Annotated in this window: 13 protein-coding genes and 1 pseudogene; 6 read left to right on the forward strand and 8 right to left on the reverse strand. The window is 70.8% G+C overall.

The genetic code is table 11. The features are described 5' to 3' along the window. The 5 genes from AC5RWQ_RS23245 to arfA all read right to left on the reverse strand — a co-directional run. On the reverse strand, positions 1-886 hold an 886-nt coding region (locus AC5RWQ_RS23245; protein WP_494284792.1), incomplete at its 3' end, for a glycoside hydrolase family 43 protein. A gap of 116 nt (positions 887-1,002) precedes the next feature. Then, positions 1,003-1,827 carry a carbohydrate ABC transporter permease gene (locus AC5RWQ_RS23250; protein WP_494284793.1) on the reverse strand — a complete coding sequence of 275 codons (825 nt, stop codon included), beginning with the start codon at positions 1,825-1,827 and terminating at the stop codon, positions 1,003-1,005. A gap of 10 nt (positions 1,828-1,837) precedes the next feature. Then, complete coding sequence (locus AC5RWQ_RS23255; RefSeq protein ID WP_334487119.1) at positions 1,838-2,800, reverse strand: carbohydrate ABC transporter permease; 963 nt, start codon at positions 2,798-2,800, stop codon at positions 1,838-1,840. Positions 2,801-2,806: 6 nt separating this feature from the next. Further along, the gene (locus tag AC5RWQ_RS23260; RefSeq protein ID WP_494284794.1) at positions 2,807-4,138 is read right to left on the reverse strand and encodes an ABC transporter substrate-binding protein; all 1,332 of its coding nucleotides are present in this window, start codon (positions 4,136-4,138) and stop codon (positions 2,807-2,809) included. A 41-nt stretch (positions 4,139-4,179) separates the two neighbouring features. Next, positions 4,180-5,691: an arabinosylfuranosidase ArfA gene (gene arfA / locus AC5RWQ_RS23265; protein WP_494284795.1), complete on the reverse strand. Its 1,512-nt coding sequence runs from the start codon at positions 5,689-5,691 to the stop codon at positions 4,180-4,182. Between the two features lie 144 nt (positions 5,692-5,835). Between arfA and AC5RWQ_RS23270 the strand changes: the two genes are divergently transcribed. Continuing rightward, positions 5,836-6,846 carry a LacI family DNA-binding transcriptional regulator gene (locus AC5RWQ_RS23270; RefSeq protein WP_494284796.1) on the forward strand — a complete coding sequence of 337 codons (1,011 nt, stop codon included), beginning with the start codon at positions 5,836-5,838 and terminating at the stop codon, positions 6,844-6,846. A 69-nt stretch (positions 6,847-6,915) separates the two neighbouring features. Here the strand turns inward: AC5RWQ_RS23270 and AC5RWQ_RS23275 are convergent. From AC5RWQ_RS23275 to AC5RWQ_RS23285, 3 genes and pseudogenes are all read right to left on the reverse strand, one after another. After that, positions 6,916-7,635 (reverse strand): annotated as a pseudogene (locus AC5RWQ_RS23275) (methyltransferase domain-containing protein); the annotation flags it as partial. A 100-nt stretch (positions 7,636-7,735) separates the two neighbouring features. After that, the gene (locus AC5RWQ_RS23280) at positions 7,736-8,056 is read right to left on the reverse strand and encodes a hypothetical protein (protein WP_494284797.1); all 321 of its coding nucleotides are present in this window, start codon (positions 8,054-8,056) and stop codon (positions 7,736-7,738) included. A gap of 38 nt (positions 8,057-8,094) precedes the next feature. Next, positions 8,095-9,732: an ABC-F family ATP-binding cassette domain-containing protein gene (locus tag AC5RWQ_RS23285; RefSeq protein WP_494284798.1), complete on the reverse strand. Its 1,638-nt coding sequence runs from the start codon at positions 9,730-9,732 to the stop codon at positions 8,095-8,097. Positions 9,733-9,860: 128 nt separating this feature from the next. On the opposite strand from AC5RWQ_RS23285, the gene AC5RWQ_RS23290 reads away from it, so the two are divergent. The 5 genes from AC5RWQ_RS23290 (at position 9,861) to AC5RWQ_RS23310 (ending at position 14,620) form a co-directional block, all read left to right on the forward strand. Further along, complete coding sequence (locus tag AC5RWQ_RS23290) at positions 9,861-10,631, forward strand: ROK family protein (protein ID WP_494284799.1); 771 nt, start codon at positions 9,861-9,863, stop codon at positions 10,629-10,631. Between the two features lie 101 nt (positions 10,632-10,732). Then, positions 10,733-11,101 carry a tetratricopeptide repeat protein gene (locus AC5RWQ_RS23295; RefSeq protein WP_334487138.1) on the forward strand — a complete coding sequence of 123 codons (369 nt, stop codon included), beginning with the start codon at positions 10,733-10,735 and terminating at the stop codon, positions 11,099-11,101. Between the two features lie 110 nt (positions 11,102-11,211). Next, complete coding sequence (locus AC5RWQ_RS23300; protein WP_334487141.1) at positions 11,212-11,466, forward strand: Smr/MutS family protein; 255 nt, start codon at positions 11,212-11,214, stop codon at positions 11,464-11,466. A 672-nt stretch (positions 11,467-12,138) separates the two neighbouring features. After that, positions 12,139-13,089: an NADP-dependent oxidoreductase gene (locus AC5RWQ_RS23305; protein WP_494284800.1), complete on the forward strand. Its 951-nt coding sequence runs from the start codon at positions 12,139-12,141 to the stop codon at positions 13,087-13,089. A 349-nt stretch (positions 13,090-13,438) separates the two neighbouring features. Next, complete coding sequence (locus AC5RWQ_RS23310) at positions 13,439-14,620, forward strand: low temperature requirement protein A (protein WP_494284801.1); 1,182 nt, start codon at positions 13,439-13,441, stop codon at positions 14,618-14,620. Positions 14,621-14,697 lie beyond the last annotated feature (77 nt).

A 14,697-nucleotide genomic window follows, 5' to 3' on the forward strand; every position in this document is an offset into this window, starting at 1 on the left:
GGGTGGGGGTGGGGGGGTTGACGACGGGTTTGCCGTTCTGCCAGGTGACTTCGTCGAGCCAGACCTGGCGGCCGGGGTCGGTGCTGCCCTCCTGGCCGGGGGGCCAGGCGTGGTAGAACAGCCACGTGCGTCCGTCCTTCTCGATCATGGAGGCGTGGCCGGGGCCGGAGGCCGCCTCGCTGGTCTTGAGGATCGGGTTCTCGGCGGCCTTCACGCAGGGGCCGGTCGGGCTCTCGCAGATCGCGTAGCCCTCGGCGTAGGTGTCCCTGTCGTACGCGTTGGCGGCGAAGAAGAGGTAGAGCTTCCCATCCCGCCGGTGCAGGAACGGCCCCTCGATGAGGGTGCCCTCCCAGGGCTCGGTCTGCTTCAGCAGCTTCGTCGGCTCGCCCACCAGGGTCAGACCGTCGTCGGCGAGGCGCTGCGACCAGAGCCAGGTGTCCACCCCGATCGCGTTGCCGTCGTTCTTCCAGAGCAGCCAGAGGCTGCCGTCGGCGTCCCGGTACGGGCTGGCATCGATCGCCCCGCCCAGCTCCGCCTGGCAGATCAGCGGCCCGTCGTGGTCGTCCCGGTACGGCCCCCGCGGGCTGGTCGCCACCGCCCGCCCCACGCACTGCCGGCCGGACTCCCGGCCGGCGACCGTGTAGTAGAGGACGAACCGGTCCGGCCCGAGCGGGATCATCTCCGGCGCCCAGGTCTTCCCGGCGTCCGCCCAGTCGGGCAGCGCCGGCAGGGCGTCGCCGGCCTCGGTCCAGTCGACCAGGTCGGCCGAGCGCAGCACCGGCACGTTGCGCCCGCCGCTGTTGGTGTGGAACAGCAGCCACTCGTCGCCGGCCCGGACGACGAACGGGTCCGGGGCGTCGGTGCGTACCACCGGATTGGTGAACATGCGGGCGTCCTCTCCCGTACTCGAAGGGGTGTCGCTGCGGTCGTCGCCGCAGCCGGCGACGAGCAGTGCGGCGGCGAGGACCGCCGCCGCACCACGTCGCCGGGAGTGTCCGGCCCTCATCCCTTCAGGCCGCTGCGCGAGACGCCCTGGATGATGTGCCGCTGGGCCAGCACGAACAGGATCAGCACCGGCACGCTGGCCAGCACGGCACCCGCCATGATCACCGGGTAGTCGCTGACGTACGCGCCCTGGAGCAGGCCCAGGCCCGCCGGCAGGGTCAGCCGCTCCGGGCTGAACAGCACGTAGATCGGCCAGAGGAAGTCGTTCCAGTTGGTCAGGAACGACAGCACCGCCAGGGTGGCCAGGGCGGGCTTCGACAGCGGCAGCAGCACCTTGGTGAAGATCTCCCAGTGGTTGGCGCCGTCCAGCACCGCCGCCTCCTCCAGCTCGGCAGGGATGCTGAGGAAGAACTGCCGCAGGAAGAACACCCCGAACGCGCTGGCCGCGCCGGGCACGACCACCACGGTCAGGGTGTCCAGCCAGCCGAGCCGGTCGGCGATCACGAAGTTCGGGATGATCAGCGAGGTGGGCGGGATGAACAGGGTGCCCACGATCAGCGCGAAGGCCACCGTCCGGCCCCGGAAGCGGAGCCGGGCCAGCGCGTACGCGGCCGCCGAGGCGGTCACCAGCACCAGCAGCGCGTGCAGGGTGGCGGCCAGCATGCTGTTGAGGAACCAGCGCAGCACCGGGTTGGCGGTGTTGCCGAGGATCTGGTCGTAGCCGTAGGTCGAGAAGGGGTTCGGCAGGAAGCTCGGCGGGATCTTCTGCGCGTCGCCGTAGGTCTTCACCGAGGTGATGGCCATCCAGGCCAGCGGGGTCAGGAAGACCAGGGCCAGTAGCACCAGGACCGCGTAGCGGGCGGAGCGGCGGAGTGTCGTCATGGTCGGCCCCTCAGTCTTCCCGGTACCGGAAGAACCGGAAGTTGATCATGCTGATCACCGCGAGTGCGAGCGCGAAGACGATGCTCATCGCGGCGGCCCGACCGGCGTCGTTGTCCCGCAGCCCCTCGTCCACGATCCGCCAGACCACCGTCCGGGTCTGCTGGCCCGGCGCGCCCTGGGTGATCAGGAACGACTGCCCGAAGACGTTCGCCGAGGCGAGGATCGTGGTGGTCAGCACGAAGAGCAGGACCGGGCGCAGCCCGGGCAGGGTGACGTTGCGGAACCGCTGCCAGCCGTTCGCGCCGTCCATCCGCGCCGCCTCGTAGAGCTCGGGCGAGATGTCCTGCAGGCCGGCCAGGTAGATCACCGCGTTGAACCCGGAGGTCCACCAGACGGTCACCCCGACCAGCGACACCCAGGCCCACGGCACGTCGGTCACCCACGGGGTGTCCGACGGCAGGCCGACCGCGCCGAGCAGCCGGTTGACCAGGCCCAGGTTGGCGTCGAGCAGGAAGCGCCAGAGCAGGCCGATCACCGCCACCCCGAGGACGTACGGGGCGAAGTACACCGCCCGGAAGAACGTCCGCCCGGGGAACGACCGGTTGAGCAGCAGCGCCAGCCCCAGCGGGACGACCACCAGCAGCGGCACCGAGAAGACCGTGAAGATCGAGGTGGCCCGGACACTCGACCACCAGTCCCCGTAGATGGCCGACTCGCTGTCGAAGAGGTCCTGGTAGTTGTCCAGCCCGACGAAGGGCCGGTTGGGCAGTTGCAGGTCCCACTGGTGCACGCTCAGCCAGACCCCGAAGACGATCGGGAGCAGGCCGAAGACGCCGAACAGGACCAGGTACGGCGCGAGGAAGAGGTAGGGGGTCGCCCGACTGCCCCGGTTCGTCGCGCCCCCGCGGGTTTTCGACCCCGCCGGGGGCGGCGCGTCCCTGCGCGCCGCCCCGACCTCGATCACGTCCGCCACGAGGGATCAGCTCCCGTACTTCTTGCGGTTGTCCTCGAGCTGCTTGTTGGCCTTGGCGACGCCGTCGTCCAGGGCCTGCTTCGGCGACTTCTTGTTCAGCGCCGCCTCGTTGAAGGAGTTGTAGAAGGTGGTGATCACCTCGCCGAGCCCGGGGGAGGCCGGCGGGAAGGCCGCGTACTCCAGCTCCGGGGCGAGGGTGGAGACGTCCTTCAGAGCCTTGAACTCGGCGCTCTCCCGGACCGCCTTGCGGGCCGGCACCTGGCCGCCCTTGGCCCAGTCCAGCGAGTGCTGGCTGAGCCAGTTGATGAAGACCTTGGCGCCGGAGATCTTGTTGTTGTCCGCGCTGCGCTGCTTGACGATGGTGAAGTTGTGCGAGTTCGCCCAGGCGGCCTGCTGGCTGCCGATCTGCGGCAGCGGCGCGACGCCGATCTGCGCGTTCGGGTCCTTGGCGATGTCGTTGATCTGCCAGATGCCGTTCCAGTTGAAGGCGTTCTTGCCGCTCTTCAGGGCCAGGTAGTCGGCGTCCTGCCCGACGTTGGCCGGGGAGTGGCCCTGCTTGATCAGGTCGACCAGCCAGGTGCACGCCTCGACGGCGGGGTCGGAGTTGAAGGTCGCCTTGGCCACGTCGGCGTCGAACAGGGTGCCGCCCCACTGGTGCAGCAGGGAGTAGAAGGTCATGCCGCCGGTGAACTGGAACGGGCTGATCCAGAAGCCCTGCACGCCGGACTTCTTCAGCTCGGTCAGCGCCGCGGTGTATTCCTCGCGGTTGGTCGGCGGCTTGTTCGGGTCCAGGCCGGCCTTCTGCATGACGGCCTTGTTGTAGTAGAAGCCGAGCGGGTGCATGTCCAGCGGGATGCCGTACCGCTTGTTGTTGTAGAGGCCGCCCTTCCAGACGGTCGGGGCGAAGTCGCCCTCGCTGAGCTCCAGCGCCTTCGACACGTCGTCCAGCTCGGTGATCACACCGCGGGCGGCGAAGGTGGCCAGCTGATCCATGTGCATGACCGCGATGTCCGGGCCCGAGCCGCTGGAGACCGCGCCGGGGAGCTTGCTGTAGTAGTCCTCCCAGCGGTACGTGTTCACCGCGATGGCGATGTTCTGGTGCTCGGAGTTGAACTGCTCGACGAGCTTCTTGAAGATGTCGCCGTCGCCGCCGGTGAAACCGTTCCACAGGTTCAGCGAGACCTTCGGACCGGTGTAGTCCTTGCCGCCGTTGCCGCTGGCGGTGCCGGACTTGGTGGCGCTGCCGCCGCCGCAGCCGGCGAGCGTCAGCGAAGCGGCCGCGCCGAGGCCGACGCCGAGCCCGAGCAGGCGCCGCCGGCTCAATTCGTTCTGCATCATGCGGGTTTCTCCTTGGGGGACGGAAATCAAGTATTTCCTGGTCAGGGCCGGGGGGCGAAGCGCAGCACGTTCCAGGAGACCGCCGGCAGGCGCACGGAGCACCGATCGCCGTCGGGGGTGGGGGTGGGCAGTTCCCGGGGCGTCACCCGGTCGGGCTCGGCCTCGGTGTTGATCGCCTCCGGGTCGTCCCCGGCAGCGACGGTCAGGTGTAATTGACCGGATAGTCCTGGCAGGCCGCGCAGGTCAAGCTGCAGGTCCAGGTCCGTGGAGCCCCGGTTTACCGCGAAGACGGTCAGCCCGCCGGACTCCTCGTCGTGTACGGCCACCGTGTCCAGCACGGGAACCTCGCCGTACCTCTTCGTCTCGTAGGTCGGCGCGACCGGTTCGGTGCGCAGCACGGTGCCGCGGGCGTACCGGGCGGTCAGCGCGAACGGGTGGAAGATGCTCTGCCGCCAGGCCGGGCCGCCGGTGCGGGTCCGGATCGGGGCGATCACGTTGGCCAGCTGCGCCTGGCAGGCGACGCCGACCCGGTCGGCGTGCCGGAGCAGGGTGATGAGCAGGTCGCCGACCACCACCGCATCGACGGCGGTGAAGTCGTCCTCGATCAGCGCCGGCGCCTCGACCCAGCCCCGCCGGTCCAGGTCGGCCTTGAGCCGGGACTCGTACCAGACGTTCCACTCGTCGAACGAGATCTTGAGCTTCCGCTTGTGCCGCTGCTTGGCGGCCACGTGGTCGGCGGTGGCGACGACGTCGGTGATGAAGTTGTCCATGTCCACGGCCGAGGCGAGGATGCTGGCCCGGTCGCCGTCGGACGGGTCGTAGTAGGTGTGCGCCGAGATGTAGTCGACGTGCTCGTAGGTGTGCTCCAGCACGGTCGCCTCCCAGGAGGCGAAGGTGGGCATCCGCCGGTTGGAGCTGCCGCAGGCGACCAGGCTGATCGAGGGGTCGATCATCTTCATCGCCCGGGCGGTCTCGGCGGCGAGCCGGCCGTACTCGTCGGCGGTCTTGTGGCCGACCTGCCAGGGGCCGTCCAGCTCGTTGCCGAGGCACCAGAGCCGCACCCCGTACGGCTCCTCGGCGCCGTTCTTGCGGCGCAGGTCCGACAGTTGGGTGCCGCCCGGGTGGTTCGAGTACTCGAGCAGGTCGCACGCCTCCTGGACGCCCCGGGTGCCGAGGTTGACCGCCATCATCGGCTCGACGCCGGCCTCGGCGGCCCAGGTCATGAACTCGTCCAGGCCGAAGGCGTTGGTCTCGATCGTCTTCCACGCCAGGTCGAGGCGGCGGGGGCGGTCGCCGACCGGGCCGACGCCGTCCTCCCAGCGGTAACCGGAGACGAAGTTGCCGCCCGGGTAGCGGACCACCGAGACGCCCAGCTCACGGGTCAGGTCGAGCACGTCGCCGCGGAGGCCGCGGGAGTCGGCGGTGCGGTGGCCGGGCTCGAAGACGCCGCCGTAGACGCAGCGCCCCATGTGCTCGACGAAGGAGCCGAAGATGCGTCGGTCGGCGGGGCCGATCGCGAAGGCCGGATCGATCGTCAGCTGAGCTCTGACCACGGGGGTGCCGCCTTTCGTTTCCTGCACCGGGTGACTGCCGTCACGCCGTACCCCGTGTTTCTACAACGTTGTAAGCAACGTTGTAAAGCACTCGTTACACGATAGAGTCCGGGGCGGAAACCCGCAGGAGGGAGGGACGAGCGCGTGCGACACAGGCTCAAGGACGTCGCCGAACGGGCCGGAGTGTCGGTCAAGACGGTGTCGAACGTGGTCAACGGCTACGTGCACGTCCGGCCGGACACCCGGGCCCGGGTTGAGGAGGCGATCGCCGAACTCAACTACCGGCCCAACCTCTCCGCCCGGAACCTGCGCAAGGGCCGCACCGGGGTGATCGCGCTGGCCGTGCCGGAGCTGGACATCCCGTACTTCGCCGAACTGGCCCGGCACGTGGTCAGCGCCGCTGCCGTGCACGGCTGGACGGTGCTGATCGACCAGACCGGCGGCGGGCCGGAACAGGAGCGGGTGGCCGCGGCCGGCATCGGCGACCACATGATCGACGGCCTGATCTTCAGCCCGCTGGCGCTCACCGCCGACGACCTGGCCAACCTCGACGGCATGCCGATGGTGCTGCTCGGCGAGCGGGTCGACCACGGCCCGGCGGACCACGTGGCGATCGACAACGTGGCCGCCGCCCGGGAGATCACCGCCCACCTGATCGGCCTGGGCCGGCGCCGGATCGCCGCCATCGGCTCGCAACGCACCCCGGAGGGCGCCAGCGCCCGGCTGCGCCTGGCCGGCTACACCGCGGCCCTCGCCGAGGCCGGCATCGGGTACGACGAAGCCCTCGTGGCGTCCGCGTCCGCCTGGCACCGCGCGGACGGCGCGGCCGCCGTCCGGCACCTGCTCACCTCGGGGGTACGCCCCGACGCCGTCTTCTGTTTCAACGACACCCTGGCGCTCGGCGCGCTGCGCGCCCTGCACGAGGCCGGCCTGCGGGTGCCCGACGACGTCGCGGTCGCCGGCTTCGACGACATCGAGGACGGCCGGTTCAGCGTGCCCACCCTGACCACCATCGCCCCGGACAAGGAGCGGATCGCCAAGCTGGCGGTCGAACTCCTCGCCGGCCGCCTGGCCGGCGACCGCGACGCCCTACCCAGAGAACTCCAGGCCCCCTACCGCCTGACCCCCCGCGAAAGCACCCGACCCCCCTCCTGACCCCCTGCGCCGTGCCGTGGCCCCCCGCCTGGAGGCGGGGCCGCGCGGGGGGGGGGGGGGGCGACAGTCGAAGAAGCGGGCCAGGTGGTTCCTGGTGGGTGGGTCGGCGTCCGGCGGGAGGGGGGTGAGGTCGGCGAAGATCGAGGCGCCGTCGCAGCCGGCGTGCAGCGGGTACCAGCGCGGGGCGCCCGGCGGGCGTTGACCGCAGATGCCCTTGAAGGTCTGCACGTCCAGCAGCCGTACGTGGGTCGGGTCGGCGACCGCGTTCACGTGCCCCCACCAGGGGCTCATCACGTGCAGCACGCCGCCCGGCCGGAGCACCCGGTGGCACTCGTCCACCAGCGGCAGGAAGTCGATCAGGTGCTCCAGGATGTGCACCGCGAAGAGGGCGTCGACCGAGTCGTCGGCCAGCGGCAGCGAGCCGGAGAGGTCGGCGACCGCGTCCACCCCGGTCGCCGGGTAGATGTCCAGCCCGAGGTTGGTCGGGTACTGCTTCTGCGGGCCGCAGCCCAGGTCCACCACCACCGGGTCCCGGCCGGCGACCCGCACCCGGTCCCAGACGCCGTACACCCCGGCGAGCCGGCCGACCAGGTCGCGGACCAGGCTCAGCTCGGCCGGCTCGGTGACCTCGCCGGTCAGGTGGGCGACCCCCCGGTCGAACCGCACCTCGACGGCGAGCCCCCGCAGCCGCTCGTCGTGCCGGGCCTGTTCCGCCCAGGCCTCGGTGAGGAACCCGTCGATCGCCCGCAGCCGGTCGGCCGAGGGCGGTGTCTGCGCCAGCGCGACCATCGCCACCTCCCGCCGGCCGTTACCCGGATCTTCGCCCGGTATGCACCGATGCTGGGCGAACGCGAACCCTCCGGGACCGTCGGGATGGGGAGCGGGCGGGTCAGCCGGAGATGGTGCGGCGGCTCGGCCGGCCCGCGCCGCGCATCCGCTGACGCGGTTGCGGGGCCAGCGCCCTGGGCCGCTTCAGGTGGTACCGGTGCAGCTCGTTGTGGCCGGGCAGGGACGGGTCCTCGCTCATCGCGACGAGCTCCCAGCCCTGGTCACCGGCCCGGTTCAGGTGGGCCAGCGCGGTGTCGCCGTACGGCGTGACGTCGACCATCGAGCCGTCCGGGCCGTACCAGATGAAGACGACCTCCCACCCGATGTCGGTGGTGGCCGCCTGGCGGCGCCGGACCAGTAGCGCGTACTCCCACTTGAGCATGGGCTCATTCTCACCCGGCTGGCGCCCGCCGGCACGGATCAATCCTCGGCGATCCGTCCGCCGTCGACCCGCAGCCGCCGGTTGACGGTCACCGCGTCCAGCATCCGCCGGTCGTGGGTGACCAGCAGCAGGGTGCCGGGATAGTTCTCCAGCGCCGACTCGAGCTGCTCGATGGCCGGCAGGTCCAGGTGGTTGGTCGGCTCGTCCAGCACCAGCAGGTTGACCCCGCGACCCTGCAACAGGGCCAGTGCCGCCCGGGTCCGCTCGCCGGGCGACAGCGTCGCCGCCGGGCGCAGCACGTGCGCCGCGCGCAGGCCGAACTTGGCCAGCAGCGTCCGCGCGTCCGCCGGCGCCAGCTCGGGTACGGCGGCGCCGAAGGCGTCCAGCAGGGGCTGGTCGCCGAGGAAGAGCCCTCGGGCCTGGTCGACCTCGCCGACCACCACGCCCGGGCCGAGCGCGGCGTGGCCCTCGTCGAGCGGCAGCCGGCCGAGCAGCGCGCCGAGCAGGGTGGTCTTGCCGGAGCCGTTCGCCCCGGTGATCGCCACCCGGTCGGCCCAGTCGATCTGGAGGTCCACCGGGCCGAGGGTGAAGCCACCCCGGCGGACCACCGCGCCGCGCAGCGAGGCCACGATCGCGCCGGCCCGGGGCGCGGCGGCGATCTCCATCCGCAGCTCCCACTCCTTGCGCGGCTCCTCGACCACCTCCAGCCGCTCGATCAGCCGCTCGGTCTGCTTGGCCTTCGCCGCCTGCTTCTCGGTCGACTCGGCGCGGAACTTTCGGCCGATCTTGTCGTTGTCGGTGGACTTGCGGCGGGCGTTCTTCACGCCCTTCTCCATCCAGGCGCGCTGGGTACGGGCCCGCGCCTCCAACCCCGCCCGGGTGTCCGCGTACTCCTCGAAGTCGGCGCGGGCGTGCCGGCGGGCCACCTCCCGCTCCTCCAGGTAGGCGGCGTAACCGCCGCCGTAGTGCCGGACCTGTTGCTGGACCAGGTCCAGCTCCAGCACCCGGGTCACCGTGCGGGTGAGGAACTCCCGGTCGTGGCTGACCAGCACGGTGCCGGCGCGCAGCCCGGTGACGAACCGCTCCAGCCGTTCGAGACCGGCCAGGTCCAGGTCGTTGGTGGGCTCGTCGAGCAGGAAGACGTCGTACCGGCTGAGCAGCAGCGAGGCCAGCCCGGCGCGGGCGGCCTGACCGCCGGAGAGGCCGGTCATCGGGTGGTCCAGGTCGACCGTCAGCCCCAGCTCCGCGGCGACCTGCTCGGCGCGCTCCTCCAGGTCGGCGCCGCCGAGACCGAGCCAGCGCTCCAACGCCTCGGCGTACGCGTCGTCGGCGCCGGCCGCGCCCGCGCCGAGCGCCTCGCCGGCGGCGTCCAGCGCCGTCTGGGCCGCGGTCACCCCGGTACGCCGGGCCAGGAAGTCCCGGACCGTCTCGCCCGCCCGGCGCTCCGGCTCCTGCGGGAGGTAGCCGACCGTGGCGGTGGGCGGGTTCAGCGAGACGCTGCCCAGCTCCACCGGCTGGAGCCCCGCGAGGGTACGCAGCAGCGTCGACTTGCCGGCCCCGTTCACCCCGACCAGCCCCACCACGTCGCCCGGCGCGACGACGAGTTCGAGGTCGGAGAAGAGCAGCCGGTCACCGTGCCCGGCGGCGAGGTCCTTGACGATCAACGTGGCGCTCATGAGGAGCCGAGCCTATCCCGCGCGATCCGGGGGAAATCGCTGCGGCAGGAGATATTCCGACCCGCCGTCTCCCCGAGATCGGCGGGGAGGGGACAGGAGCGGGACGGACACGAGGGAGACTCACGGGCGTGGTGACGACTCTGGCGATCGACTGTGGGGGCGGGGGCATCAAGGCGTCGGTTCTCGATGCCGCCGGGACGATGCGGGCCCGGCCGCTGCGGGTGCCCACGCCGTACCCCCTGCCGCCCGCGCTCTTCGTGAAGACGCTGCTGGAGCTGGGTGGCCGGCTGCCCACGGCGGACCGGGTGACGGTGGGGATGCCCGGCATGATCCGGCACGGCGTGGTGGTCGCCACCCCGCACTACGTGACCCGCTCCGGGCCGCGCAGCCGGGTCGACCCGGACCTGCTCGCCGAGTGGTCCGGGTACGACGCCCGCACAGCCCTCGCCGACGCGTTCGGGGTACCGGCGCTGGTGCTCAACGACGCCGAGGTGCACGGCGCCGGGGTGGTCGCCGGTACCGGCTGCGAGCTGGTGCTGACCCTGGGGACCGGGCTGGGCAGCGCGCTCTTCGACGGCGGGCAGCTCGCCCCGCACCTGGAGCTGTCGCACGCGCCGGTGCGCTGGGGCACCACCTACGACACGTACGTGGGGGAACCGGAGCGGCGCCGGCTCGGCGACGCCTTCTGGTCCCGCCGGATCCGGCAGGTGGTGGACGGGCTGCGCCCGGTGTTCCGCTGGGACCGGCTCTACCTGGGCGGCGGCAACTCCCGGCTGATCCGCCCCGAGCAGGTGGGCCGGATGGGCGACGATGTCGTGGTCGTCCCGAACACGGCCGGAATCGTGGGCGGTGTCCGGGCCTGGGACCTGGTCGCGCAACCGTACGGCGCGGCCGGTTGAGCCCATTCGGGCGCAACCGCGCCCCGGGGAACACTCGCGGTACGGCCGATGTTGTGCCAGCGTCGGAACAGTGGCGGCGTGAGACGAGGAGGTGGGTCGGGATGGATCTTCTGGCGGAGTACCGGCGGGCGACCATGTTCTTCGAAACGGGTGACCCGGCCGGAGCGGCCCGGTTGCTCGAACCCATCGTCGAGGCCGAGCCGGGGAACTCCTCGGTACGCCAGCTGCTGGCCCGGGCGTACTTCCAGTCCGCCCAGCTCAACCGGGCCGAGGAGCAGCTGCGCGAGCTGGTCGACCGGGACCCGAGCGACCACTATGCGCATCACGTGCTCGGTCGGACGCTGGAGCGGATGAACCGGCACGCCGACGCGCTGCGGCACCTGCGCATCGCCGCGGCCATGTACTCGACCAACACCGACTACACGACCGCGCTGCGCCGGGTGGAGAGCCGGGTCGGTACCGGCCGCTGACGCTGATCCTCGGGGCGGCCCTTTCGGGCCGCCCCGACGCGCGTCCGCCGGTTCACCGACGGCCCGCCTACCATTGCCGGCATGGGACGTGAGCTGGCGGTGGGCGCGGCATGAAGCTGAAGCTGGACCTGCACGAGATCTTCAACAAGGGCCAGGACATCGACCGGGCGTTGCGCGGGATCATGGACGAGGCGGTGGCGAAGAAGGCCACCATGGTGGAGATCATCCCCGGCAAGGGCTCCGGCCAGCTCAAGAAGCGGGTGCTGCGCTTCCTGGACCAGAAGGACGTCAAGCAGCTCTACCACCGGGTGGAGAAGGACTCGAAGAACTTCGGCCGGCTCTTCGTGCACTTCCGCTGGAAGTAGGAGCCCCGGCTTCCCGACCTCCCACGTTGCCCCCGAAGGGCTCCTGACCTGCCGAAACGCCTTCCGTCGGTTTCCGGCTTCTTTCGCTGCTACTCGTGCTCGGGTGTGCCGGATCTGTGCCATGTGATCATGACGAACTTGCCAGCTTCCGCAGCCGGCCCTTGATCGAGCAGCGCTATCGGGCCGACCTGGGGCGCACTGTAAATCCGTCGCGAAAGCTACAGAGGTTCGAATCCTCTACCCGCCACCAGGTGCGAGAACGGCCCTCGACCAGCAGAAATGCGGTCGGGGGCCGATCTTGTTTGGTCCCGCCGAGTCCAGCCATTACCCCCCGTCGCTCACGGTTCCGGGGCGTATCGGGGGGAGGACCGGAAGCCTGGCTCATGGGTCGGGAAAACGGGCAACAGCAGCATCCGACCTGGTGCCCCGCCTTTGCACGTTGATCGTGTACCCGCACATGCCTGGCTTCGGCGGTCGCCGCCAGACCACCGCCGCGTGCTACTGCCCGGGAGCGCCCCTGATCCAGCGCGCTTCTGCGCCGAAGGGGCAAGGGTTACGGAAGTCCAGCAGGCGGCTGCCGAACCTCCAGATAATGCAGGAGTCAGACTGCGATTATCCCCAGGGGCGGCCGGCGGGCTGATCGACATGTGGTCGGGAAGGAGCAGTCGTCGGATGAGCACGATGCACGCCGTGAGAGCTCACACCAGGGGCGGGCCGGAGCAACTCGTGTACGAGGAGGCGCCGCGGCCCGAGCCGGGGCCTGGTGAGGTGTTGGTGGCCGTGAAGGCCGCTTCCATGACACCCACTGAGCTCACCTGGCCGCAGACTTGGACGTACAGCTCGGACGGATCAGGACCTGAGCGCACTCCGATCATCCCGTCGCATGAGTTCTCCGGAGTCGTCGCGGCGTCCGGGACGGGGGTGGAGAGCCCCGCCGAGGGGGAGGCCGTCTACGGCTTGATCCCTTTCACCCGCGATGGCGCGGCGGCCGAGTACGTCGCCCTGCCCGCGGCCGTCCTGGCGGCCAAACCCGCCACCGTTGACCATGACCACGCCGCAGCGCTCCCACTGGCTGCGTTGAGTGCCTGGCAGGCACTGGTGGACCACGCCGACCTGCAGGCCGGCCAGCACGTGCTGGTGCAGGGCGGCGCCGGCGGCGTGGGGATCTACGTGGTGCAGCTCGCGGCCGGTCTCGGTGCTCGTGTGAGCGCCACGGCGGCGGCGGCCGACCTGGAATTCGTCAAGGGTCTGGGTGCCGAGCAGGTCATCGACTATGCGCACGACCGCTTCGAGGATCACGTTCGCGACGTGGACGTGGTCGTTGATCTTGTCGGAGGAGCCACGCAAACGCGATCCTGGTCGGTCCTGAAACCGGGCGGTGTCCTGGTCACCCTCGTCACCCCACCCGACCAGCAGGAAGCAGCCCGGCATGGCGTTCGTGCGGTGTACTTCATCGTCGAGCCCAACCAGAACGCGTTGCGTTCCATCGCCGAGCTGGTCGATAACGGCCGGTTGAGGCCGGTACTGGACCGCGTGCTGCCCCTCACTGAGACGCGCTCAGGTTACGAGGCGCTCGAGACGGCCAAACGCCGCGGTAAGATCGTCATCCACGTCGCCGACTAGTCACTGCCGTCGATGCCGCTGTGGGACGTGTGGCCCGCTGTTCGGTGACGGGGTCCGGTCGGCCCGCAGGCCCGGACTACTCGCTTACAAGCTCTGTGCAGGTCGTCCAGCAGCATCCGGCCACGTTCGCAACCTCGGGCGACCGTCCCTACTCGGCTTGGCCAAGGTCGACGAGCTAATCCGAACCAGCGGCGACGGATGGAAGGAACTCATCGGCCTCGACCGTCGCCCGTCCGTGTAACGCAGGTCGCTCCGATCCAGTCCACGGCAGCACGTCCGCGGTCACCGCCGCCGCCGCATGTCAGAATGCTCCCAAACCTGGAGCAAAGCTGGCAGAACGGGCGGGCCGATGACGACGAGCAGGGCGGCCGGGCTGGTGCGGAAAGCCGGGGATCCACAGCGGGCTACGTTCCTGGAACTCTTCTTCGACCTGGTGTTTGTCCTCGCGCTCGTTCAGCTCTCGCGCGGCCTGGCCGAGGATCTCGGGTGGAGCGGTGCCTTCCGGACGCTGGTGCTGTTGGGGGCCATGTGGTGGATCTGGTCCAGCACCGCGTGGCTAACCGACCGGACGGACCCGCAACGACCGGTATTCCAGGCGCTGGTCATCGCGACCATGGTCGGCAGCCTGGTGATGGCGGCCGCGGTGCCCGAGGCATTCGGCGACACGGGCCTGATCTTCGCGGGCGCCTACGTCGCCATCCAGATCGGCCGCGGGCTCGTCCTCGTGGCCGTTCTGCGTGGCCGCGAGCTGCAGCGCATCGGCGTGCGCGGGCTGTTCTGGTACGGCCTGTCGGCGCTGCCGTGGATCGCGGGGGCGCTCATGCACGGCACGGCGCGTGGCGCGTTGTGGGCACTCGCTGTGGTCCTTGACCACACGGCAGGCACAATCGGCTTCCCCACCCCGGGGGCGGGCCGAACGTCCAGCCAGGACCTTGTGATCTCGGGCGAGCACCTGTCCGAGCGCTACCGGCAGTTCTTCATCATCGCGCTCGGCGAGCTGATCCTGGTTACCGGACTGGCGCTGAGCAGCAGCGGCTTTGCGCCGGACGGGGTCGCCGCGTTCGCAGTGTCGATCGCGACCACCGTGCTGCTGTGGCGGATCTACATATACCGCGCTGGGCAAGTCCTGGCGGAAGCGATTGCCGTGTCTGCCGACCCGGTCCGCCTCGCCCGATCGGCGTCATACGCCCACCTGGCCATGGTGGCCGGCGTGGTCGCTGCAGCCGTCGGCGCCGAACTTGTCATCGCCCATCCACTCGGGCACACCCCACCGGCCTGGATCGCCGTCATCCTCGGCGGACCCGCGCTGTACCTGGCCGGGCGCGCCCGCTTCGAGCACGCGGTATTCGGCCGCGTGTCCCGGTCCCGACCGATCGGCGTCCTTGCGCTGGCCGCCCTGACACCGGCGATGCTCCCCCTGCCGCCAGTCGTGGTCGCCGCCGCTGCTGCCCTCGTCCTGACCGGGATCGCCATATCCGACGCAGCCCGCGCCCGCAGACGCCCGCCCGAGCCGCCGTCACCACCCGGCTAGCCGGAAGTGTCACCCATGTCTTGAGACTGTTCTGTCACGCAGGTAGTGAGACCCGACATGTCGGCAGCCGAGCAGTA

This window comes from Micromonospora sp. BS32 (genome assembly GCF_059089345.1).

Coding starts and splice junctions, on each gene's coding strand:
- AC5RWQ_RS23260 (WP_494284794.1), bottom strand. CDS start 4,138: ATGATGCAGAACGAATTGAGCCGGCGGCGCCTGCTCGGGCTCGGCGTC.
- AC5RWQ_RS23280 (WP_494284797.1), bottom strand. CDS start 8,056: ATGCTCAAGTGGGAGTACGCGCTACTGGTCCGGCGCCGCCAGGCGGCC.
- AC5RWQ_RS23250 (WP_494284793.1), bottom strand. CDS start 1,827: ATGACGACACTCCGCCGCTCCGCCCGCTACGCGGTCCTGGTGCTACTG.
- AC5RWQ_RS23310 (WP_494284801.1), top strand. CDS start 13,439: ATGACGACGAGCAGGGCGGCCGGGCTGGTGCGGAAAGCCGGGGATCCA.
- AC5RWQ_RS23305 (WP_494284800.1), top strand. CDS start 12,139: ATGAGCACGATGCACGCCGTGAGAGCTCACACCAGGGGCGGGCCGGAG.
- AC5RWQ_RS23285 (WP_494284798.1), bottom strand. CDS start 9,732: ATGAGCGCCACGTTGATCGTCAAGGACCTCGCCGCCGGGCACGGTGAC.
- AC5RWQ_RS23300 (WP_334487141.1), top strand. CDS start 11,212: ATGAAGCTGAAGCTGGACCTGCACGAGATCTTCAACAAGGGCCAGGAC.
- AC5RWQ_RS23295 (WP_334487138.1), top strand. CDS start 10,733: ATGGATCTTCTGGCGGAGTACCGGCGGGCGACCATGTTCTTCGAAACG.